General features: G+C 36.9%; 17 protein-coding genes and 1 tRNA gene. 13 read left to right on the top strand and 5 right to left on the bottom strand.

What is annotated here, in order from left to right; all coding sequences use genetic code 11:
- Positions 1-364: 364 nt before the first annotated feature.
- The gene (radC, locus tag Q9M50_07240; GenBank protein MDQ7090425.1) at positions 365-1,039 is read right to left on the bottom strand and encodes a DNA repair protein RadC; all 675 of its coding nucleotides are present in this window, start codon (positions 1,037-1,039) and stop codon (positions 365-367) included.
- Between the two features lie 100 nt (positions 1,040-1,139).
- Here radC and coaBC point away from each other — a divergent pair, with 100 nt between their 5' ends.
- The 7 genes from coaBC (at position 1,140) to Q9M50_07275 (ending at position 8,579) form a co-directional block, all read left to right on the top strand.
- Positions 1,140-2,357: a bifunctional phosphopantothenoylcysteine decarboxylase/phosphopantothenate--cysteine ligase CoaBC gene (gene coaBC / locus Q9M50_07245; protein MDQ7090426.1), complete on the top strand. Its 1,218-nt coding sequence runs from the start codon at positions 1,140-1,142 to the stop codon at positions 2,355-2,357.
- Positions 2,329-2,784, top strand: a complete 456-nt coding sequence (gene dut, locus Q9M50_07250; GenBank protein MDQ7090427.1) for a dUTP diphosphatase — start codon at positions 2,329-2,331, stop codon at positions 2,782-2,784. The genes coaBC and dut overlap by 29 nt, the downstream gene beginning before the upstream one ends.
- Positions 2,785-2,807: 23 nt before the next feature.
- Positions 2,808-5,336, top strand: coding sequence for a phosphomannomutase/phosphoglucomutase (locus Q9M50_07255; GenBank protein ID MDQ7090428.1), 2,529 nt, complete (start codon positions 2,808-2,810; stop codon positions 5,334-5,336).
- Positions 5,337-5,537: 201 nt separating this feature from the next.
- A complete protein-coding gene (gene crp, locus Q9M50_07260) occupies positions 5,538-6,194 on the top strand; it encodes a cAMP-activated global transcriptional regulator CRP (protein MDQ7090429.1) in 657 nt (218 codons plus the stop codon).
- Positions 6,195-6,221: 27 nt separating this feature from the next.
- Entirely contained in the window at positions 6,222-6,644 is a 423-nt protein-coding gene (gene hemJ / locus Q9M50_07265; protein ID MDQ7090430.1) for a protoporphyrinogen oxidase HemJ, read from the top strand.
- Positions 6,645-6,699: 55 nt separating this feature from the next.
- Entirely contained in the window at positions 6,700-7,254 is a 555-nt protein-coding gene (locus Q9M50_07270; protein MDQ7090431.1) for a TonB-dependent receptor plug domain-containing protein, read from the top strand.
- A 161-nt stretch (positions 7,255-7,415) separates the two neighbouring features.
- Complete coding sequence (locus Q9M50_07275; protein ID MDQ7090432.1) at positions 7,416-8,579, top strand: TonB-dependent receptor; 1,164 nt, start codon at positions 7,416-7,418, stop codon at positions 8,577-8,579.
- Here the strand turns inward: Q9M50_07275 and Q9M50_07280 are convergent, their stop codons facing one another.
- Both Q9M50_07280 and Q9M50_07285 read right to left on the bottom strand, forming a co-directional pair.
- Positions 8,580-11,534 carry a response regulator gene (locus Q9M50_07280; GenBank protein MDQ7090433.1) on the bottom strand — a complete coding sequence of 985 codons (2,955 nt, stop codon included), beginning with the start codon at positions 11,532-11,534 and terminating at the stop codon, positions 8,580-8,582.
- A gap of 5 nt (positions 11,535-11,539) precedes the next feature.
- A complete protein-coding gene (locus tag Q9M50_07285; protein MDQ7090434.1) occupies positions 11,540-12,061 on the bottom strand; it encodes a YfiR family protein in 522 nt (173 codons plus the stop codon).
- A gap of 935 nt (positions 12,062-12,996) precedes the next feature.
- On the opposite strand from Q9M50_07285, the gene Q9M50_07290 reads away from it, so the two are divergent.
- The 6 genes from Q9M50_07290 to Q9M50_07315 all read left to right on the top strand — a co-directional run bounded on the left by Q9M50_07290 (position 12,997) and on the right by Q9M50_07315 (position 20,431).
- A tRNA-Leu gene (locus Q9M50_07290) sits at positions 12,997-13,081 on the top strand.
- A gap of 87 nt (positions 13,082-13,168) precedes the next feature.
- Complete coding sequence (gene tig, locus Q9M50_07295; protein ID MDQ7090435.1) at positions 13,169-14,491, top strand: trigger factor; 1,323 nt, start codon at positions 13,169-13,171, stop codon at positions 14,489-14,491.
- Position 14,492: 1 nt separating this feature from the next.
- Complete coding sequence (gene clpP / locus Q9M50_07300; protein ID MDQ7090436.1) at positions 14,493-15,137, top strand: ATP-dependent Clp endopeptidase proteolytic subunit ClpP; 645 nt, start codon at positions 14,493-14,495, stop codon at positions 15,135-15,137.
- Between the two features lie 250 nt (positions 15,138-15,387).
- Positions 15,388-16,656, top strand: a complete 1,269-nt coding sequence (clpX, locus tag Q9M50_07305) for an ATP-dependent Clp protease ATP-binding subunit ClpX (GenBank protein MDQ7090437.1) — start codon at positions 15,388-15,390, stop codon at positions 16,654-16,656.
- Between the two features lie 115 nt (positions 16,657-16,771).
- Positions 16,772-18,151 (top strand): oxygen-independent coproporphyrinogen III oxidase, encoded by a 1,380-nt coding sequence (hemN, locus tag Q9M50_07310; GenBank protein ID MDQ7090438.1) that lies wholly within the window; start codon positions 16,772-16,774, stop codon positions 18,149-18,151.
- A gap of 165 nt (positions 18,152-18,316) precedes the next feature.
- On the top strand, positions 18,317-20,431 hold the full coding sequence (locus Q9M50_07315; GenBank protein MDQ7090439.1) for an adenylate/guanylate cyclase domain-containing protein: 2,115 nt from the start codon (positions 18,317-18,319) through the stop codon (positions 20,429-20,431).
- A gap of 34 nt (positions 20,432-20,465) precedes the next feature.
- Here Q9M50_07315 and Q9M50_07320 read toward each other — a convergent pair whose 3' ends face one another.
- Entirely contained in the window at positions 20,466-21,938 is a 1,473-nt protein-coding gene (locus Q9M50_07320) for a cobyric acid synthase (GenBank protein ID MDQ7090440.1), read from the bottom strand.
- A gap of 10 nt (positions 21,939-21,948) precedes the next feature.
- Positions 21,949-23,103, bottom strand: coding sequence for a methyltransferase (locus tag Q9M50_07325; protein MDQ7090441.1), 1,155 nt, complete (start codon positions 23,101-23,103; stop codon positions 21,949-21,951).
- Positions 23,104-23,131: the final 28 nt, after the last annotated feature.

Genomic DNA, 23,131 nt, shown 5'->3' on the forward strand with positions numbered 1-23,131 from the left:
ATTTCTGATTTCGGTTAATTTTCACTTGTTTTTTTCAAAATAAAATTTTTATGCCTTAGTTGTTACTAAAATATGTTTAAACTCATAATTTTTTGCACCCCATTCGGGCTGATAACAAAATACACTTGTCTCCATTTCCATTATACGCAAATTCAAGATACTTACAATCCTACAATATTCTCATAAAAAAGCCCACTAATAATACAAAGAAGCCACCTATTTCAGCTACCAACTTAAGGCCAGACAAGTTAAGGTTAAGCTTCGCTCCATAGTGTCCCATCTTAAGTTGGTAGCCGTGAATTTAAAGGACGACATTCGGAAATTATTAATCTCTTATGCCTTAGTAAAAATACTCAATCAACGACTAAATCAAACCCCATTCCGCAAACGAATAGGGTCGGTTATCGCCAATAATAAAATGATCTAAAACCTCAATATCAAATAAGCCTAACGCTTGCTTGAGTTTTTCAGTAATGTCTTTATCGGCTTGACTGGGTTCGTTAATTCCAGAGGGGTGGTTATGAACAAAAATAACCGCCGCCGCATTATGTGATAACGCTTTTTTAACCACTTCACGCGGGTAAACACAGGTACTGTTAAGCGTGCCTCTAAATAATTCTTCTAATTCAATAATCCGATGCTGATTATCTAAAAACAAACAGGCAAAAACCTCATAACTATAACCGCGTAATTGCGCACTTAAATAAGCCCGTGTGGCATCAGGGCTGGTTAAAACATCGCCGCGATTAATGACTTCAACAAAATGCCGTCGTGCCATTTCTAAAACGGCTTGCAATTGTGCATATTTTGCATTACCTAAGCCATGACATTGACAAAAACGCTCTCTATCCGCCCCAAATAAAGCTTGTAACGAACCAAATTCTTGGAGTAAGTCACGCGCTAAATCAACGGCTGTTTTTCCTTGCGTGCCTGTTCGCAAAAAAATGGCCAATAATTCAGCATCGCTTAGTGCATCCGCCCCGCGTTGTAACAGTTTTTCACGAGGACGCTCTTCTTCTGCCCAGTCTGTTATTGCCATTAAAAATTCTTCCGTTTAACCTTAGAGTTCTTAAATCATAGAAGATTTTTTTTATCCTTGCCATAATAGAGCCTATTTCCATGATGATTAAAGGGGTCTTATTATTAAACAACATATTCTACTTGCCGTCTGTGGCGGCATTGCCGCTTATAAGTCAGCAGAAATAGTTCGTTTGTTAGTTAAAAAAGGCCATGCGGTTAAGGTCATTATGACGGATTCAGCGATGGAATTTATTCGGCCTTTAACCTTTCAGGCATTATCGGGAAACCCTGTGCAAACGCAATTATTGGATACCGAACAAGATAATGCGATGGGGCATATTAATCTAGCACGTTGGGCCGATAAAATTATTATTGCACCCGCAACGGCTAACATAATCGCTAAATTAGCCCACGGTTTAGCCGATGATTTAGTCAGCACTTTATGTCTGGCCGCTGAATGCCCTATTTATATTGCGCCTTCGATGAATCAGGCTATGTGGCATAAACCTATTACGCAGACAAATATTAACGCATTACAACAACAAGGAATGCAGCTTATTTTTCCTGAACAAGGAGAACAAGCGTGTGGCGAAGTGGGTTGGGGACGACTTGCCGAGCCGTTAATAATTTGTCAGTCTGTCATTGAGGACGATATATCAACGGTTAATAACAGTTTGAAAGGCGTTCGTTTATTAATTAGTGCAGGGCCTACCCGCGAACCTTTGGATCCTGTTCGTTATTTGACGAATCGCAGCTCAGGAAAAATGGGGTATGCACTAGCAGAAGCGGGACTATGGGCGGGCGCATCAGTTAGTTTAGTCAGCGGTGTGGTTAATTTGACCGCGCCTTCTGAGGTTAATTTAACGGTCGTTGAAACCGCAGACGAGATGTTTCAAGCGGTTATGTCAAAAGCGACCTCACACGATATTTATATTGGTTCGGCGGCGGTTGCCGATTATACGCCTGTTCAAATGTCCTCTCAAAAAATAAAAAAACAAAAGCAAGAAATGATCCTAAGCTTGCAAAAAACGAAAGATATTTTAGCGGAAGTGGCTTTATTAGCGAAGCGACCTTTTGTTGTAGGCTTTGCCGCTGAAACAGATCATCTTGAAACCTATGCGCGTGATAAACTGCAATGCAAAAACTTGGACATGATTGCGGCGAATTGGGTGGGGCGTGAACAGGGTGGATTTGAAAACAATGAGAATGCGTTACAGGTTTTTTGGCATAATGGTCACAAAAATTTCCCCCTAATAAATAAAAAGCATCTAGCGAAGCAATTAATCGCTTTGATCGCTGAGATAAGAAATGAAAACAATACAATTAAAAATACTTGATAAACGCTTAGGCCATGAAATCCCCTTACCTAATTATGCAACAACAGGGTCAGCGGGGTTAGATTTACGCGCCTGTATAGAGACAGCGACCACGTTATTACCTGGCGATACCCTTTTAATTCCAACAGGATTAGCCATTCATATTAATAACCCCCACTTAGCGGCCATGCTATTACCTCGCTCAGGTTTAGGTCATAAGCACGGTATTGTGCTGGGGAATTTGGTGGGACTCATTGATTCCGATTACCAAGGTCAAGTTTTTGTTTCTTGCTGGAATAGAGGAAGCAGTGAATTTGAGATTAATATCGGTGAACGAATCGCACAAATGGTGTTTGTTCCTGTTGAACAAGTTGAATTTGAACGCGTTGATGAATTTAATCAAAGTTTGCGGGGTGCGGGTGGTTTTGGTCATACCGGTCGTGATTAAAACGACTGTTAAGGAAAATTAAAATGGCTCGAATTTTTGGAATAGCGGCTGCCTTTACGATTGCTATGATTGTACTGAGTAGTTTAGGTGTTTTTTGGGTCTCCACAATAACATCGGAGGCTAAAGAAGAGTCCAAACAAGAATTGACAAATTCTGCGATTAAAGTGCTTGCTTATACGGTTTATTCACAAGTTAAACTGCTTGAAAAACAGGTTGCGCAATTAGCAACTGACCGCGATGTTATTGCCGCAACTGAAAGTGCCGATCGAGTCCTACTTGAAAATATTGCCTATAAATTTCAAACACAATTACCTTACGCGCTCAAAGTTAGAATCTGTTTGCTTGGAATTGATCGAATTGATGAAACCGCAAAACCTTATATGGGGCAAGCAGATTTATTTTTAGTCCAAAAAACATTTGAAAGTAAACAACTGTCTGCGGTACAAGGGCAAGGTATTAATCGGCATTTTGCAATTACGGCAGCAATAAAAAGAGATAATCAGATTATTGGGGTTATTTTAGCAAGTTTAGATGTCAATTTTCTTCGGCGGTTATTTAAAAATTCCCCGATAGAAAATAACTTTGTTATGTTAAAACAACGCGATATGACCGTAGCAAAAATAGGGGATGTTTCGATGAAAAATAAATCGTTTCATGTCTTAAAAATTCCTGATACCCGCTGGCAACTTGATTATTGGCCCTATCAAACGAATCAAGCAGGTCAAAGCGTCGTTGTTAAGAAAAGTAGCCTTCCTCGTTATGAGTTATTAACCGTGATTATAATCGGGGTTAGTTTACTGACCTGCCTTATCTATTTTTTTGGTTATTATCAAGTACGAGGATTATTACGGCAAGATCAAAAAAAATTAATTTATGCGATTAAAGATTTAAGAGCGGGGAAAGATGTCAGTCATTATTCAATGCACTTAATTGAAATGAAAGTTATTATCGCGACACTGGCAAAATTTAAACGTTCTCATAAAAAACAACTTAAACGTAAAAATCCTCCCCCTCCAACGATCGCACCGACAAAAGAAAAATTATCGCCACCGCTCCCAAAATCCATAGCGCAGTCTAAAGAAGAACCCAATCCTGAGCCGTTACTTGAGGCAGAGTCAAAAAAATCATTAAAAACCACTATAAATCCGACTATTCCAGACAAGATAGCCCCCCCATATCTGGAAGAAACTATTTTTAAAGTTTATGGTATTCAAGGGATTGCAGGCAAAAATTTATCGAAAACCAAAGTTTATGAAATTGGTTTAGCCATTGGTTCCGAGGTGAAAAATAAAGGACGACGGATGGTTGTCGTTGCTAAAGATGGTCGGCTTTCAAGTGATGATTTAATTGAGAGTTTGGTTAAAGGACTTATTTCTACAGGCTGTAATGTTTTAGATTTAGGGCAAATACCTACCCCGTTATTGTATTTTATTACGCATCATGTCGGAGGACGCTCGGGTGTGATGATTACAGGGGGTCACCTTGCCTCTGAATATAACGGTTTAAAGGTGGTTATTAATGGTGAAATTTTAGCAGGCGAAAAGATTCAGCAGCTTCGACAACGTATTGAAGATGAACGTTATATTACCGGGTCATTAGGCACTGTGGAAAAAAATGATTCGTACGGTGAAGAGTACATCGGAACCATTTGTGATGATATCGAACTTAAAAGAAATTTAAAGGTAATTGTCGATTGTGGTAATGGAATTGTGGGTAAAATTATTTCTGAATTACTGGAAAACTTAGGGTGCGATGTAACCTTGCTCTATAATCAGGTAGATGGTCACTTTCCAAATCATCTTCCCGACCCAACCAACCCTGAAAATTTTAAAGAACTGATTAACAAGGTTAAAAATGATAAAGCCGATGTCGGTTTGTCTTTTGATGGCGATGGAAACCGTTTAGGGGTTGTTGATAGTCAAGGAAAAATCATCTGGACAGACCGACAAATGATGTTATTTTCTAAACAAATTTTAGGTAAACAAGTAGGCGCTGAAATTATTTATGACATCAAATGTTCACAGCATTTAGGGGAATATATTAAAAAACAAGGAGGTCGCCCTATCATGTGGAAAGCAGGCCATTCTTTTTTAAAAGAAAAGATGCAAGAAAAAAGCGCGGTACTTATAGGGGGGATGTCAGGAAATATAGCGTTTAATGATCGCTGGTTTGGATTTGATGACGCGCTTTATTCAGCCGCTCGACTGTTAGAAATATTAGCCGCCGATAAACGTTCATCCCATGAAGTTTTTGCAGAATTACCTGATAGTATTAACACCGCTGAAATATTAATTGAGATTGCAGAAAATGAAAAATTTCCTTTTATAGCTGAGTTTATAAAAAGAGCCGACTTTCCTGATGCGACACTGATTGATATCGATGGTTTACGGATAGAGTTTGATGATGGATGGGCATTAGTACGGGCATCGAATAGCAGCTCGTCAATTATGCTGCGATTTGAAGCCGATAATCAAGAGGCTCTGTTAAAAATACAACAACGAATTAAGCAATTAATGAGCGAAATTAATCAAGGAATTAAAATTCCTTTTTAGCGGCTATCTCTTTTAAGGTGAAATTTGATGCGGAATCTACATGGATTTTACGCTCGTTACAAAGATTCGAGTCAAAAATAGTAACCGAGTACAAAAGCGATAATCATTTGAAGTTAGTCACATTTTTTAGTCATTTACTGACCCTATTACGGTATTTTAGCCTAAAAACTATATTTGAAGTGTTAAAGGATAATAAACATTATGATTACCATTTATAACCAAGACCCTGTACGTCAACAGGCACTCTCAAGCTTTTTAAAGCTATGCCATATTAAAACGTACCCCAGTAAAACTATTTTAATTAAATCAGGTGATATTAACGAAACCCTCTATTACATTATTAAAGGGTCAGTTTTAGTGGATGCGGAAGATGATGATGGGAAAGAGTTAATTTTAGCCTACCTTAATAAAGGCGATTTTATTGGTGAAATGGGCGTTTTTAATGGGCAAGATCCCCGAATGGTGAATGTTAAAACCCGTTGTGAATGTACGGTGGCTGAAATTAGTCATGATCGTATTCGTAATGTGTTGAAAAAAGAATTACCTGAATATGCAGCAGATATTTTATTTATTATTGGCGAACAAATGGCCGAACGGTTATTTATTACCAGTCGTAATTTTCGTGATCTTGCCTTTATGGATACCAAGGGACGAATTGCCAGAACCTTATTAGATTTGTGTAAAGAACCTGATGCTATTACGCATCCTGATGGAATGCAGCTTCACATGAGCCGTCAAGAAATTAGTCATATTGTGGGTTGTTCCCGTGAGGTCGTTGGACGCGTTTTAAAAGAATTAGAAGAAAAAGGTTTGATTACTGCACATGGTAAAACGATTGTTGTTTTTGGAACACGTTAATGATTTTTCACTAAGGAGGCTTAGCTTATGTGGTTAAAAGCATTTCATTTAATTTTTATGGTCACGTGGTTTGCAGGTTTGTTTTATTTGCCCCGTTTATTTGTTTATCATGCCATGAGTGAAGATGAAACCAGTAATGAGCGTTTTAAGGTGATGGAAAGAAAACTGTTTTTTGGTATTATGACCCCCGGTCTGATCGTGACCTTTATCTTTGGTTTTTGGATGCTGTTTGATTATGCGTGGGCAATGTATTCATCAATGGGGTGGTTACATTTAAAGTTGTTGTTATTGGCCGCACTGGTTATTTATCATTATTTTTGTTATTTATGGCTCAACGATTTTAAACATGATCGCAATCAACGCAGCCATGTTTTTTATCGCTGGGTTAATGAAATCCCTGTCTTATTTTTAATCGGTCTTATTCTTTTAGCCGTAGTTAAGCCATTTTAAGGTATTGTAGCCTTTATTTTCTAACCCTTGAAATGAAAAAAAATTCACCCTTGAAATGAATACAACAACTAAAAATAAATTATGTCTCGTTTTAAGTTTAAGTCTTATTCCTTCCTTTGCTTCAGGTGAAGAAAGTATGACCGACCTAATAGATATGGATTTGAGTGACTTAGAAGAGGTTATGGTTTCGGTTGCGACGAAAACAAATAAAAATATTAAAACTGTACCGTCGTCAGTCACCGTTTTTACCGCCGTTGAAATTCGTTCTATGGGCATAAAATCGGTTCAAGAATTATTGAATTTCGTTCCTGGGTTTCAAAGTACGCGTGAAAGTCGTGTGAACCAAGGCTCAATGGTTTCTGCGCGGGGGGCATCAACGCCTCAAACATCGTATAATATATTATTTATGTTAGATGGGCATCGGTTAAATGATGTTAGTAGCGGCGGAGCTATGATCGCTAACCGTTATCTTACTACAGCCAATATCAAACAAATTGAAGTTATTCGAGGGCCAGGTTCTGCTCTTTACGGCACCAATGCTTTTTCAGGGGTAGTTAATATTATTACTAAAGATCAGCCTGAAAAGAATAAAAACTATCAGTTTTTTTAGCGGGGGGAAATTTAGATAGTCATGAATTCCATGCCCAAGTTTCAAAACAAGAAAAAGACTGGGGCGTAAGTCTTTTTGGTCAGTATTATGATGATAATGGACAAAATTATGAGACAGTTGATGCCGATGAAATTGAAAAAGATCAAGAAATTTATGCAAAATTGCGTTGGCGTGATTTTCGATTAAATTTACGCTACTCAGAAGAACAGTTAAACGGGTTTTTTAATACAAAAAATCAACAATCCGAAAATATACAACAAGAATCGGCTCATCTTGAATATGATCTGCTTACTTTAAAAGATTTAAACTTAACCTTACGCAGTAGTTTTCAGTATATTCGTCAAACGTCTTATGATATAAATAATCAACAGAGTTCACGTATTGAGGATAATGAATTTAATATCGGTCTTGATGGTCGTTACCAGTTGAATGAAGATCATCTTTTGTTAGCCGGCATGGAGTGGCGTTATGCGACAGTAAAGGGAGATATACTTTCAGGTAAACGGGATGTTTTTGGGGTTTATATTCAAGATCAATATCGATTTAATCAGCAATTAGAATTAACCCTTGGCTTACGGTATGACCATTATTCTGATGGTAATCAGGCGATTAACCCCCGTTTTTCCCTTGTTTATACCACTGATTTTAATTCAACCTTTAAACTGATGTATGGACAAGCCTTTCGCGCGCCTTCAATTCGACAAATCTCAAGAACACAGGGTTTAGGGGAGGCTGGGCTTAAATCAGAAGATATTAAAACCTTAGAGTTTGCTTGGCTACATACTTTCTTTAATAATTATCATACGTCATTAACTTATTTTCATAGCTGGAGTGAAAATAAGATTGATACGATTATTAACAGAAACCGACAACTTAGTGATTTTAAAAGGAAATTTACTAATATCGAAGGGACACTAAAAACCAGTGGAATAGAGTTTGAATTACAGGCACAAATTACGGATGAATTTTCGTTACGTTCTAGCTATACTTATCTTTTATCCACGGAAACAAACCCACGTCGAGTGGCTAAAAATACGTTTTCTTTGATCGCGATGTACGAATATAACGATTTTAATATTAATTTAAACGGTTATTATCATAGCGAAATGGATCAAGAAACCTCGAATAAAATTACAGAGCTGGATGATTATTGGCTGTTAAATGCCAATGTTCGTTATCAAATGACGAATTGGTTGGCCATTGTTAGCCAAGGGCATAACTTATTGAATGAGCAGTATTTTAGTTCAACCAAATTAGCGAATGAACCCAGTGGAATTCCCAACCGTGGGCGAACTTACTCAGTAGGCGTTGATGTTACTTTTTAACTAAGACAGTGTTTTTGTTAAGCTTGTAATGAGTTGTGACGCTTTTTGATAATTAAATCCTTCAAGCTCTTGTTTAATGTCTTCTAACTGTGGGTAGATATTTTTTTTCTGTTTCGACTGCTCCATTAAACAATGAATAGTTTGAATGGCCGAAAAATCATAGCGTGAAACTTGTGTTCTAACTTCACGTAACTGTAATTTTAAATCTAAGTTCTCATTTTGTTTAGGCGGCGGTTTTTGAGTGTCTGCACTAGAAATTCGTTCAATTCCATCCATAAAATGTTTTACTTCATCCGCAAGCGTCTGTAATTTTGTCGTATCCTCTACGGTTTCTTGTTCATTTAATAGCACCTCAATTTCAGCCGCAATGGTTGATAAGGCTGTTGCTCCTAAGTTAGCCCCAACGCCTTTGAGTGTATGCGCTTTTATTTTGGCCCCTTTAACATCATCATTTGCCAATTTTTGGGTTATATCATCAAAACTGTATTGGTGTTCTTTAATAAACATTTGCAACAGTTTAAGATAAAGCGTTCGATTTTGACCGACGCGTTCCATGCCACTTTGAAAGTTTATTCCTTTCATTTGCGGAAAGCCATCCGCATTATTTTTGAGATTAACCGTAGGTTGAGCAGTTTCAATGATTTCTGTTTTATGTAAATATTTAGCTAAAACTGTATATAAGGCGGTCGGGTCGATGGGTTTGGCGAGATGATCGTTCATACCTGCTGAGAAACAACGTTCTTTATCGTCACTCATGGCATGAGCTGTCATCGCTACAATGGGTAACTTGTCCTTCGTTAAATGTTTACGGATGGCTCTACTTGCTTGATGACCATCCATAATAGGCATCTGTATATCCATTAAAACTAAATCAAATGATTGTTGAGCGGCAATTTCAACCGCTTCTCGACCATTATTCGCTATGGTTACATTAACCCCTTTGTTTTCGAGTAACTCACAGGCTACTAATTGGTTGATTTCATTATCCTCAACCAACAACAAACGACTATTAATTATTTTTTCAGGATTTAACAGTGAGCGATCACTTTCTAATGATTTAACCTTCAAACAGCTTTTTTGATTAACAGCGATACTAATAGCATCCACTAAGTTTTCAGCTTGTAACGGTTTATTAATAATATTATCTGAGGTTAAATGATAATCTTGGGCAATAATAGTCTCGTGCTCTGAGGCACTTGCGATAATGGCTATTGCAACATGATCCCTAAATGATTTTTGAGAAAAGATAACCTGTTCGCTTGGAGAAATTGAATTCCAATTAATTAAAAATAAATCATAAGCATTGTTAGTCTCTAACTCATGAATAGCGGATGATAGCGAGTTTACAGGCGTTGTTGAAATATTTAACTCACCCAATAGATTATCAAATATTGTTTGATAGGTCGGGCTATTATTAAGTAATAATACCCTAAGGTGTTCAACCGCTACTTTATAATCTGTTAAACGGTTAGGCAGGTATTTAGAGCTTTTATCTAAGGTTACGTTAAAAAAGAAACGACTTCCCTTGCCAACTTCGCTTTCAACCTGAACTTCCCCGCCCATTAAATTAATAAGCTTTTGGGTAATCGCTAATCCTAACCCCGTCCCCCCATATTTTCGGGTGGTTGAGGCATCGGCTTGCGAAAAGGAATTAAATAAGCGATCTTGATACTGTGTTTCAATACCGACCCCCGTATCGACCACAGAAAAAAGTAAGGTTATTTGTTGATTACTTTCTTCCACGATTTCTATCGAAACAATGATTTCCCCTTTTTCAGTAAACTTAATGGCATTACTAACTAGATTAATAATGACTTGACCTAAGCGAAAATCATCGCCAATCAAATAATATTCTAATTTTAGGGGCGATTGTAAAATAAGCTCTAACCCTTTTTTATCGGTTTCACCTGTAAAAATTTTAAGCTTACTCATGAGGTCGCTTAAGCTAAATTCAATTTCATCTAGCTCAAGCTGCCCTGATTCTATTCGAGAAAAGTCGAGGGTATCATTAATAACATTTAACAACCAAGAGGCTGAGGTATCTACCGTTGTTAAATAATTACGTTGTTTATGGGTTAATTCGGTTTTTAAGGCAAAGCGATTCATATTAATAATCGCATTCATCGGGGTGCGAATTTCATGGCTAATATTAGCGACAAATTCACTTTTTGCTTGATTAGCGGCTTCGGCTGTTAATAATGCTTTTTCTAAGGCTTCGGTCCGTTTTAATACTTTTTCTTCTAACGCTTCTTCATGGGATTGAATTTGCGACAACATTTCATTAAAGTTTTCAGTTAATCGCCCTACCTCATCATCACCAAAAACCTCAGCACGCGTTTGATAATTTTTATTCGCGGTAACATTTTTTGCTGTACTGGCTAATTGGAGAATCGGTAAAACTATTTGTTTAATAATCCGACCCGTCACGGAAAGCGTGAGTACTAAGCAAACGATGGCGATGAGGGTAATCACAGCCATATCTTTAAGTAATTCCAAGTAAAAATAATCCAGTTTAAATTGGATGCTAATTTCCCCATTGAGTTCTGACTCAATCTGTTCGAGTAAACTAGGCTTTTTATAGGTAAAAGGATAAGTCAGCGTTTTTTGCTGCGGCACAAAACTTAAGAAAAAAAAACTTTTTTCTTCAATCTGACCATAAATAGCATAATTCGGCGTATCTTTTATGGAAATAGAGGCGTATTGAATGATGTTATCTACTTTTAATGCATCAAGGGCTTCGGTTGCGGTTATGGTGTCATCAAAATAAATGGCTTCCTGTGAGTTTGCAACGATAATATCGGCCTGAATTTTTATTCTATCGGCTAATTTTGATTTATTATGCTGATAATCCATGATGGTTAACGTTATGACCATGATGAATAAAGCGGTGCTAACTGCGATAAAAATAAGTCGTTTAACTTTCGCTGTGATAGGTAAGTTATAGAAAATTAACATAAGCTCTAGGGTTTCATTAAACGTAATAATTTAGAACTCATATTAAGTTCTGTTTTTCGCATGGATTCTAAGTTAACTTGCATTTTTACTTTATCATTTTCAACGTAATAACGAATAATTCCACCATAATTTTCGGTAAAACCGACTTCACTACTAATGGTTAGAACCGCATGTTTTTCAAGTTCAGATTTATATTTTTCAAACAGAGAAATTTCGGAGGCACTGACGTAAAAAACATCACATTTCAGCAGTTGTTCAGGTGATAAATTATATTGAATTTTAAGGGGTCTTTTCTTAATTAAGTGGTTTTCGATTTCTTTTAGTTTTTTACTAATTTCCTCAGCTTTGTTAATACAGATAGAAAAAGTATCAACAGAAGGTTTTTTTAACCATGTGGTTAATTGGCTAATATGCACTAAATAAATAGCTTTTAATTTTTCTTCTGAGGCTATTTTAGGTTTTGATGCGTAACTCTGAGCAGAAATGAATCCACTGATGAGCCCACAAAAAATAATAAAAACTTTCACTATTTTACTCTACCAAAGTTATATTTTGATTTTTTATTACGTATTTAAGCATGTACATTAGGTAATGTTGAAATATCATGACACAAAAATAAAAATTAGGATGATTTAATTATTGTTTTTATTTTAAACTCAATGGGTTGCAAGAGGTTTGAAGCATGTTTAATAGTCTTACAAATAAATACAAAAATATTGCTTTACGGCTTAATTTATTTACGACCTAAATTTAAAGCGACTGTAAGCATGGCAAAGACTTCGCGTTAAACACGTAAATTCTTCACAACAATATCATAGGTTTTAAATATTACGCTGACTAGTTCTAGAACGAATATCCTTAATTTAGGCTGGGGGAGACAATGTATTTATCCAACGCCATCCTTAACCTCATATTAACGAATATTTATTGTGTATTCTGAACGCGCTTGCATTATAGCTTTTTTGTTGGCTAACAGCAATTCTCCTTCATGAAAGCCCCCTAAAAATTTATCATAAAAAATATTTTTTCACATAACACTTTGTTATTGCTTACCTTATAGCAAACAACTCTAACGAATGTTTTTAAGTAAGTAGGGTCACAAGCAATATCTAAGTCTTGTAAATTATGAGTATTATAAAAAGGGAAAATTTTAATTAATCTTAAATTTGGAAGGCTATTTAAGCATTTTTAAAAATTAAATTCCTTAAAAACAAGACCTCTATTATTACTATTTTAACGCGGTATACACGATAAAAAAAATCACTATGAATTAGTTTAAAACAACAATAAATCCTTGTTTTATAGTATAAATAAGCTATTCAGCTTAAGATTAAAGGTCTCTTGGTAACCATTTAAAATGGCTTTCTTATAAACACCTAACGATAAAAAAATAAGTTTAAGGTTTACTAAACCTTGCTTATATGAAAAAAGTCACTTATAATTATCTGCTTTATTAAAGTATGCGAGCGTGGCGGAATTGGTAGACGCGCTGGTTTTAGGTACCAGTATCTTATGATGTGAGAGTTCAAGTCTCTCCGCTCGCACCACTTTACTCCCCATTGTTATTAGCATAATCACCGTTAATCACCCATTTCATAAGCCCATTTCCTATCTATTTTATTTGAGGTAAACTCATGCAAGTTTCTGTCGAACAGACATCAGAATTAAGCCGAACTATGACTGTTAGTATCCCAGAAGAAGTCATTCAAGAGAAAGTGGATGTACGCTTAAAGTCATTGAAAAATGAGGTTCGCATTGATGGCTTTCGTCCTGGAAAAGTCCCTAAAGGTCTTATTAAAAAAAGATACAGTTCACGCGTTAGAGGGGAAATTGCAGGAGATATTATTCAATCCAGTTATTATGAAGCGTTACAACAAGAAAGCTTAACCCCTGTTGATATGCCAACTATTAAGCCTATTGTGCAAGAAACAGGATTGGCTTATACCGCTGAATTTGAAGTTTATCCCACTATTTCATTAGAGGGTCTGACCGAAATTGAAGCTAAGCGTCCTATTTCGTCAATAAGCGATGCTGATTTTGATGAAATGTTATTGAAATTAAGAAAGCATAAAGTTGTTTGGGCCATAGTTGAGCGTGCGGCTCAAGATCAAGATCGTGTTACTGTAAATTTTACAGGAACCTGTGAAGATGAAAGCTTTACCGACGGTACGGTTGAAAACTTTGAAGTGGAAATAGGCAGTAATAGTATGATTCCAGGTTTTGAAGCGGCGTTGTTGTCGTTAGAGACAGGAAATCATAAACAGGTTGAACTCACTTTCCCAACAGAATATACCGCTAAACCTGAACTTGCAGGCAAACTGGCTAGTTTTGAAGTCGATGTTGTCAAAATTGAAGCGCCTCAGTTACCTGAAATTAATGAAGATTTTGTGCAAGAGTATGGGATTGATAGTGGCGATATAGACGCTTTTTATACGGATGTTAAAGCGAATATGGAAAATGAACTAAAAAAAGCATTAACAGGGGTCTTAAAAACATCTGTTTTAAGCGCGGTGTATACAAATACCGAGATTACGCTTCCTAATGCACTGGTTCAACGCGAAATAAAAGAGATTATGGGGCCTTATGTTGAGAATTTAAAAAAACAAAACATAGCCTTAGAGGACTTAAATTTACCGAAGGATGTTTTTGAAGAAGAAGCTAAACGTCGTATCGGACTCGGATTGATTTTAAGTGAAATTATAGAACAAAATGAATTGGTTGTTAGTAGTGAAAATCTTCGGAAAGAAGTTACTAACTTGGCGAAAAGCTATGATTCGCCTGATGAAGTCTTAGCGTGGTATTACGAAGATCAATCGCGTTTAGATGAAGTGAAACAAAGGCTGTTAGAAGAGCAAACAGTTCAGTGGTTAACAGGAAAAATCGTTTTGACGGATGAGTTGTATAAATTTAACGATTTAGTTAATAAGTTTCATCAGCAGAGCCAACAACGAGGTTAATATGTATCAAACAACAAGCCCCCATTCAATGATAACCCCCGAAGCTGCGGGTGGTCTGGTCCCCATGGTGATTGAGCAAACGGCGCGAGGGGAGCGTTCTTATGATATTTATTCAAGACTATTAAAAGAACGTATCATTTTTTTAGTCGGGCAAGTTGAAGATTATATGGCCAACTTAATTGTTGCCCAGCTTTTGTTTTTAGAATCTGAAGACCCTGATAAAGAAATACATTTGTATATTAATTCACCGGGTGGCTCAGTAACCGCTGGGATGTCAATTTATGATACCATGCAATTTATTAAGCCTGATGTAAGTACTTTGTGTATTGGCCAAGCCGCCAGCATGGGGGCTTTATTATTAGCGGGAGGGGCGGCGGAAAAACGTTTTTGTTTGCCTCATTCAAGAATGATGATTCATCAACCGTTAGGGGGCTTTCAAGGTCAAGCGTCTGATATTGACATTCATGCTCGAGAAATTTTGTTGATTCGTGAAAAATTAAATAATATTCTTGCCTTTCATACGGGTCAGGATGTCAAAACCATTGCAAAAGATACGGATAGAGATAATTTTCTAAGTGCTGAAGCCTCTGTAGACTATGGGTTAATTGATAAAGTATTATCAAATCGACCTAGTATTAATGTTTAATTTATTTAGACTAATCCTTTAATAACACCCGAAATTTTATTGTAAAGAGTCAAAGCTGGGTTAACTTATTTTGCAAACGAAACGAAACCAAGCTAACCTAGTCTACAAAATTACTTTTTGATTTTGTAGGCGACTTTCGGACATTATTAATCGCTTATTCCTTAGCCGATACGATTTATTTAATTTAATAGATTATGATTTTGTGTTACGGTACTAAAAATGTGTAGCCTAATAGCTTGGAGACTTGTTTATGAGTAGTGACGATAAACTACTGTATTGCTCTTTTTGTGGTAAAAGTCAAAATGAAGTAAAGAAATTGATTGCAGGCCCCTCGGTTCATGTCTGTGATGAGTGCGTTGAGCTTTGTAATGATATTATTAAAGATGATGCTGAACAAGAAAAATTAGCGGCATCTGAGGTCGTTCCTGAGGCTTTACCGAAGCCCAAAGAAATAAAAGCGACTCTAGATCAATATGTCATTGGTCAAGATGCTGCAAAAAGAAATTTATCCGTTGCTGTTTATAATCATTATAAACGTTTGCGTAGTCAGTCCAATAAAGATGATGTTGAGCTCGGTAAAAGTAATATTTTATTGATCGGGCCGACAGGGTCAGGAAAAACCTTATTAGCTGAAACGTTGGCGCGACTGTTAGATGTTCCTTTTACCATTGCCGATGCAACCACCCTTACGGAAGCGGGTTATGTCGGTGAAGATGTTGAAAACATTATTCAGAAGATTCTGCAAAAATGTGACTATAACGTTGAAAAAGCAGAAACGGGGATTATCTATATTGACGAAATTGATAAAATCACCCGAAAATCTGAAAACCTCTCCATTACTCGTGATGTTTCGGGTGAAGGCGTGCAGCAAGCATTATTAAAATTAATTGAAGGAACCATTGCCTCGATTCCTCCTCAAGGAGGACGCAAACATCCTCAGCAAGATTTTTTACGGGTTGATACCGCAAATATTTTGTTTATTGTGGGTGGAGCCTTTTCAGGCTTAGATAAAATAATTCAAAATCGTTCCGTAAAAAGTGGGATTGGTTTTGGTGCTGAGGTTCAATCTAAAAATGAAACTAAAAATGTAGGCGAATTATTTGCTGAAGTTGAAGCGGAAGATTTAATAAAATACGGATTAATTCCCGAGTTTGTAGGACGTTTACCCGTCGTTGCAACACTTGAAGATCTTGATGAGGCCGCCTTAATTCAAATTTTAACGCAGCCTAAAAATGCCCTGATCAAACAATATCAGCATTTATTTTCAATGGAAGGCGCGGAGCTTGAGTTTAGAGAAGACTCTTTAATCGCTATTGCGCGTAAAGCGATGGAAAGAAAAACAGGGGCTCGAGGATTAAGAACCATTGTTGAAAATGTATTACTTGATAGTATGTATGAATTACCCACAGCTGATGGTATTACAAAAGTTGTGGTTGATGAAGGAGCGGTTTTAGGTGACAATGAACCTCTATTTGTTTACGAACAAGCCGAACGAAAAATAGCATCGGGTGAAAACTAGTTTTTTTACCCCAATGAACGTAAAAAACGGGAACTTTGGCTAACAAAGTTCCCGTTTTTTTTGTAACGTCTTTTATATTTAATCGTCATATTGAAATAACAGGTCATTAAACCTTATGGATCAATCAATCAGCTTCGACCTCAACTTAATTAACCGTTATAACAAAGCAGGCCCTCGTTATACGTCTTACCCAACCGCTTTAGAATTAGATACGCAGTTTGCTGAGAAAGAATACACCCAGCAAATTAAAAATTCCAATGCTAATGGTGGGGGATTATCGTTATATTTTCACTTACCTTTTTGTGATACCGTTTGTTTTTTTTGTGCGTGTAACAAAATTATTACTAAAAATCGAAAACATGCAGAGCCCTATCTTAATAATTTACTCAAAGAAATTGAAATGCAAGCCCAGCTTTTTGATTCCAGTCGAAAAGTCAATCAACTGCACTGGGGTGGAGGCACACCGACTTTTTTAAATTATCAGCAAATGAAACGTTTGATGGAGACAACCCGTCAATTTTTTAATTTGCATGAGGATGATAGTGGTGAGTATTCGATTGAAGTTGATCCTCGCGAAACCGATGACAATACCATTCAGCAATTACGCGAATTAGGTTTTAATCGAATTAGCTTAGGCTTACAAGACTTTAACCCGATCGTGCAAAAAGCCGTTAATCGTATTCAAAGTGAAGCCGAAACCTTCGCAGTATTAGAAGCCGCTCGTAAATATGGATTTCGTTCAACTAATTTAGATTTGATTTACGGCTTGCCCTTACAAACGGTCAAAAGTTTTTCGGAAACCTTAGAAAAAGTGTTAGCGGTTTCACCTGACCGTTTTTCTATTTTTAATTATGCCCACATGCCGACAAAATTCAAGACCCAACGGCAAATTAAAGATGAGGAAATTCCCTCAGCAGAAGAAAAGTTAGACATCTTACAAATGACGGGGCAACGCCTATTAGATGCAGGCTATGTGTATATCGGAATGGATCATTTTGCAAAACCTGATGATGAACTCGCCATTGCACAGCGAGAAGGTAAGCTTTACCGTAATTTTCAAGGGTATTCAACCCATTCAGATTGTGACTTGATTGGCATGGGAGTCACGTCCATTGGTTGGGTGGGCGATTCTTACTCACAAAATGTAAAAAGCTTAGACGAATACGATCAACTGATTAATCAAGGTAAATTACCCGTCGTTAAAGGCCTGGTCCTTAACGCAGATGATAAATTGCGTCGAGCCGTGATTACCCAATTAATTTGTCATTTTGATTTGAGTTTTAAGACCATTGAAAACAATTATTCAATTACCTTTAAAGACTATTTTTCGGATGAATTATCCCGTTTAGAGGTCATGGAAGTCGATGGTTTAATCACTATTTTTAATGATAAGATTGACGTATTACCCCCAGGACGTTTATTAATTCGTAATATTTGTATGATTTTTGATCGTTATTTAACCCAAAAACAACAGCAATTCTCCAAAGTTATTTAAAAAATAAAGAGCCGTCACGTTGGCGGCTCGTTATCCCCACCACGTTCAAAAGCCGAATATTCTAAATTATTCATCCGTGTAAACGAATAGACGCGCGTCTAAAATTTGCATCCGTTATAATCTAATTCTATCTTTTTTAGCCCATCATCTTATTAGGTTCATGCTATGAAACTCAGAGGTTATAAACGCGCCTTTAAATTTGATTTAATGACTTGTTTTATTGGGTTAATTATTTTTACAGTCGGCATCGTAGTTTACAGTTATAACGTTAACTCTGAAAATACGTTACGCCTATCTAATTCGTTACTGACAACAACCATTAATCATGCCGTGGGTGAAACCACCCATCATCTAAAAATTGCAGAAGACGCTACCTCGTTAGGGTCTATTTTATTAGCCAATAAACTGGATTTAGTTAATGACCCGCATTTAGAACAGCATGTTATTAAGATTTTAAAACAAACCCCTTTTTTATTCATGTACTATATTGCGGATGAAAACGGTCATTTCATTTTAGGATATCGTAATAAGTTTGGTTCTATTTCAACTAAATTAATTTATAACACCGCTAAGAATCCCCATACCGTATGGAAATACCGAGATGCTGAAGAGGCTATTTTAACAGTCAAGTCTGAAAAATACGCTGAATTTGATCCTCGTCTACGAGGGTGGTACCAAGGGGTAAAAGCTGCATCAAAACTACACTGGACTGAAGTTTATAAATTTCATAATAATGAGCCTGATAATATTTATCAGCAAGTCAGTGATAAACAACAACTCTATGGCATTACCGTTGCTAGCCCTATCATAAACCTTAATAATGAATTTAAAGGGGTTGTCGGGGCTGATATTAGTTTAAATCGTTTATCTGATTTTTTTTCATCCCTAAAAATAGGTGAAAATGGTAAAGCATTAGTGGTTAATCAAGCCCGAAAGATTATTTTGTTTTCTGATTTAACCATGGAAAAATTAACCAGTGGTCAAGAAATGACCATTAATGATATTGAACAAGACTGGGTACGCGAAGGGGCGCAAGAATTTTTTAAACGCCTTGAGACTGAAATTACTTATCGTTGGCAAGGTAAAAATTATTTACTAAAAGTTTATGATTTTTCAGCCAAAACGGGACAAGACTGGTTTTTAATTATTATTATTCCCGAAGATGATTTTTTAGGGCGGGCAAAACAAGCACGCTCCATGAGCTTATTAATTATTTCGTTGATGCTGCTACTTTCGGTTCTTTTTTGTGTTTGGTTATCGCGTAGTTTATCCAAACCCATTGAAAGTATTACTCAAACAATGGAGCAAGTTAAAAACTTAAATTTTACAGATTTAAAGTTATTTTCATCCCCGATTCAAGAATTTCAACAAATGTCAGATGCAACGACCTCGATGACACAAGGATTAAAGGGCTTTTTAAAATATGTTCCCCCGTCATTAGTACAGCAGTTTATAGAAAAGGGCGAGGCCGCCGTTGTCGCAGAACATCAAGAATTAAACCTAAGTTTTTTCTTTTCAGATATTGAAGGGTTTACCAGTATTGCAGAAGAAGTCGGACCGAAGGAATTAATGACGGATTTATCTCATTATTTTGATCAGATGACTCATATTATTGTCTTAAAAAATCAAGGAACGATTGATAAATATATTGGTGATTCTGTTATGGCTTTTTGGGGAGCACCTAACTATATTTCAGACCATTCTCGACTCGCGTGTTATTCCGCATTAGGCTGTCGGCGAGCGATTGATTCATTGAATGAACAGCGACGAGTAGAGGGGAAAAAAGCCTTTAATACTCGAATAGGTATTCACACGGGTCTGGCGATTGTCGGCCATTTAGGCTCAAATGATCGTATTAATTACACCGTGATTGGGGATAATGTAAACCTTGCTAGTCGGATTGAAGGGGTTAATAAAATTTATCACACCAATATTATTGTTAGCCAAATAACCTATCGTCAAGTGTATCAATATTTTGTTTTTAGACCTTTAGACTTCATTATTGTCAAAGGTAAAAATGAAGGTATTAAAATTTATGAATTAATAACTGAAAAAGAAGATGCCGATGAGGAAACATTAGCCTTAGTTGCAAAAGCGACTAAAGCGTTTGATTACTATTTGGCGGGGAAATTTGAACAGGCTTTAGCGGTTTATCATGATATTTTAAAGGATAATCCGCAAGACCACCCCGCAAAAGTAATGATCGCAAAATGTGAACAGTTTATGAAATCATTGCCTGATGAAAACTGGACTGGGGCCACCCGAATTTTTGAAAAGTAAGCTTAATGTTGATGACACGCTTACGTTAGTTTTATTAGCGAGCGGTATCAAATTTTTTTAGACTCGTTTTTAAACGTGAGAAATCAAAATATTGCTCTAAGGTATCGGTAATTAAATTAATATTTTCCTCACGTAAAAGGCTGTAGTCAATAGTTTTAGCTTCATTTACCCCCGCCCATTTCAGTAAGGTATAACAGGCATCAGGGCAATCAAATAAACCGTGTAAATAGCTGCCTATAATCAGATTATCCTCTGAAACCGCGCCCTCATTCCCTTGTAATAATTGCATTAACGGACGTTGTAAGCCCAGCCCTGTCGTAATACCCGCATGAATTTCATAACCCTTAATGGGGGTATTATCCATGATTAAATGCCCTGTGTTTTGTCGTACTATTTTCTGTGTTTTTAAAGTAGTTTCCACGTTTAAAAACCCTAATCCTTGGCTACTGCCTAGTGATCCCTCAACCCCATCAGGATCATGAATCGCATTACCGAGCATTTGATACCCCCCACAAATTCCCATTAACTTTCCACCATAACGCAAATGGCGATTAATAACGGTTTGCCATCCTGTTTTTTTTAACCAATTCAAATCATCACGCACCGATTTTGTCCCCGCTAAAATAATTAAATCGGCTTTATCAAGGTCACGACTCTGTTCAACAAATTTTAAATTAATAGTTGGATGAAAAAGTAAAGGATCAAAGTCGGTATGATTACCCATGGTCGGTAATTTAGGAATGACAATGTTTAACGTTTGTGTGGGTTTAGACGTTGAATTTTTAAGGGACAATGAATCTTCAGATTCTAAATGAAAATTTTCTAAATAGGGTAAAACGGCTAACACGGGTTTCCCTGTTTTTTGTTCTAACCAGCTAAGACCTGATTCTAATAATGCCTTATCGCCCCGAAAACGATTAATGACAAAGCCAACAACCCGTTGACGTTCCGAGGGTGATAATAATTCTAAGGTGCCAACAAGATGGGCAAATACGCCGCCTTTATCAATATCCGCAATTAAAATCACAGGGCAATCTATTTTTTCAGCAAAGCCCATATTGGCGATATCGCCTTTCCGCAAATTAATTTCCGCAGGACTGCCCGCCCCCTCAATAACGATCGTTTCATAGTGTTCACGTAACCGTTGGTAGGACTCCAAAACCGCTTTCATCGCCGTTTTTTTATAGGCATGATAGGTGGTTGCATTTTGATAATTTAAGGCTTTTCCTTGAACAATCACTTGCGACGTTTTATCTGAACTGGGTTTTAACAGAATGGGATTCATATCAATATGCGGGGATAATCCTGCTGCGACGGCTTGAACCGCTTGCGCTCGTCCAATTTCGCCGCCGTCTGCGGTTACGGCACTGTTTAATCCCATATTTTGCGGTTTAAATGGCGCGACCTTAATGCCTTGTCGATAAAAATAACGACATAATGCCGTCACTAACACACTCTTCCCCGCATCCGAGGTTGTGCCTTGTACCATTAATGATTTAATTTGCATTGTATTAAACTTATTTTATCGCTCGAAGAATAACGAATTTAGCATTCGCTGCAACCAATTTAGTGTGTTTAAAATATTTTTTTAAGACGCTATGATAGCCTAAATGACGGTTTCCAATTACAAGCAATTGTCCCCCTGTTTTTAAAACCTGATGGGCTTGTTGAAACATCGTCAACGCAATCTGCGTTCCAATGGTATTTTGTTGATGAAAAGGAGGATTGCAAACAATTAAATCCATTGAATTAGCGGCAAAGTTGGTTAATGAATCGCTTACAGAAAACACGGCGGGATTTTTATTGGCAACGGCTTGATTAAAATTTTGTTGGGCAGAGGCAATGGCCATATACGATTCATCAATAAAATACAATTTTGCTTGAGGATTTTTTTCAGCTAACAATAATCCAACCACACCATTTCCACAGCCTAAATCAACAATATTTTTTAGCTGCGGATCTGAAGGCAGATGTGCTAATAAAAATCGAGTCCCTATATCTAAGGATTGTCGTGAAAAAACATTAGCATGATTCGCGATGGTGTAGGTTGTATTTTCTAAATGATAATTTGTCGGATAATCTAAAACAGGAATCATTCGCTGTGGATTGGGGGTCGCAAAAATTAAACGGGCTTTTTTCTTCGCTAAAGACGGGGTTGTTTCACCGATGTGTTTTGCGACTAATTTCCAAACCGACGCGGGTAATGTTTTGACCATTCCTGCCACAATAACCTGTATCTTAGGGTGAAGTAATGCGTGTATTCGGATTAAAAAATCGTCTAAAAAGGCCAGCGTTTTAGGGGCCTTAATTAAGATATAATCAAACGTTCCCTGCGGTAACTCTAAGCTATTTAAAAACGTCACCTGAGTTTCAGCTAATTGATTGGCGGCTAAATTAGAACGGGTTGCGGTTTGTGATAAATAGGAATCGGAGATGATGTAGGGTTTAAATTGACTCAGCGCAACGGCTAATGCACCAAAACGATCATTAAAAATTAATAAACGACTATTCGGTGATAGTTCCAGCGTATTGAGTAAATATTCATCTGCGGCATCCCATGCGCGTAAGTTACCTGTTAAATCGTTGGGGTAGCATTCTAAATTAAACGTTCCTTGTTGCGTGGTTAGCATCGTTACGGTTTTCTTATTGTTAAGTGGGGCTATTTTTGACACGAGTGTAATCCTGCTTTAACGTGGAGGA

The organism is Methylococcales bacterium, assembly GCA_030949405.1.
Lineage (GTDB): Bacteria > Pseudomonadota > Gammaproteobacteria > Methylococcales > Methylomonadaceae > WTBX01.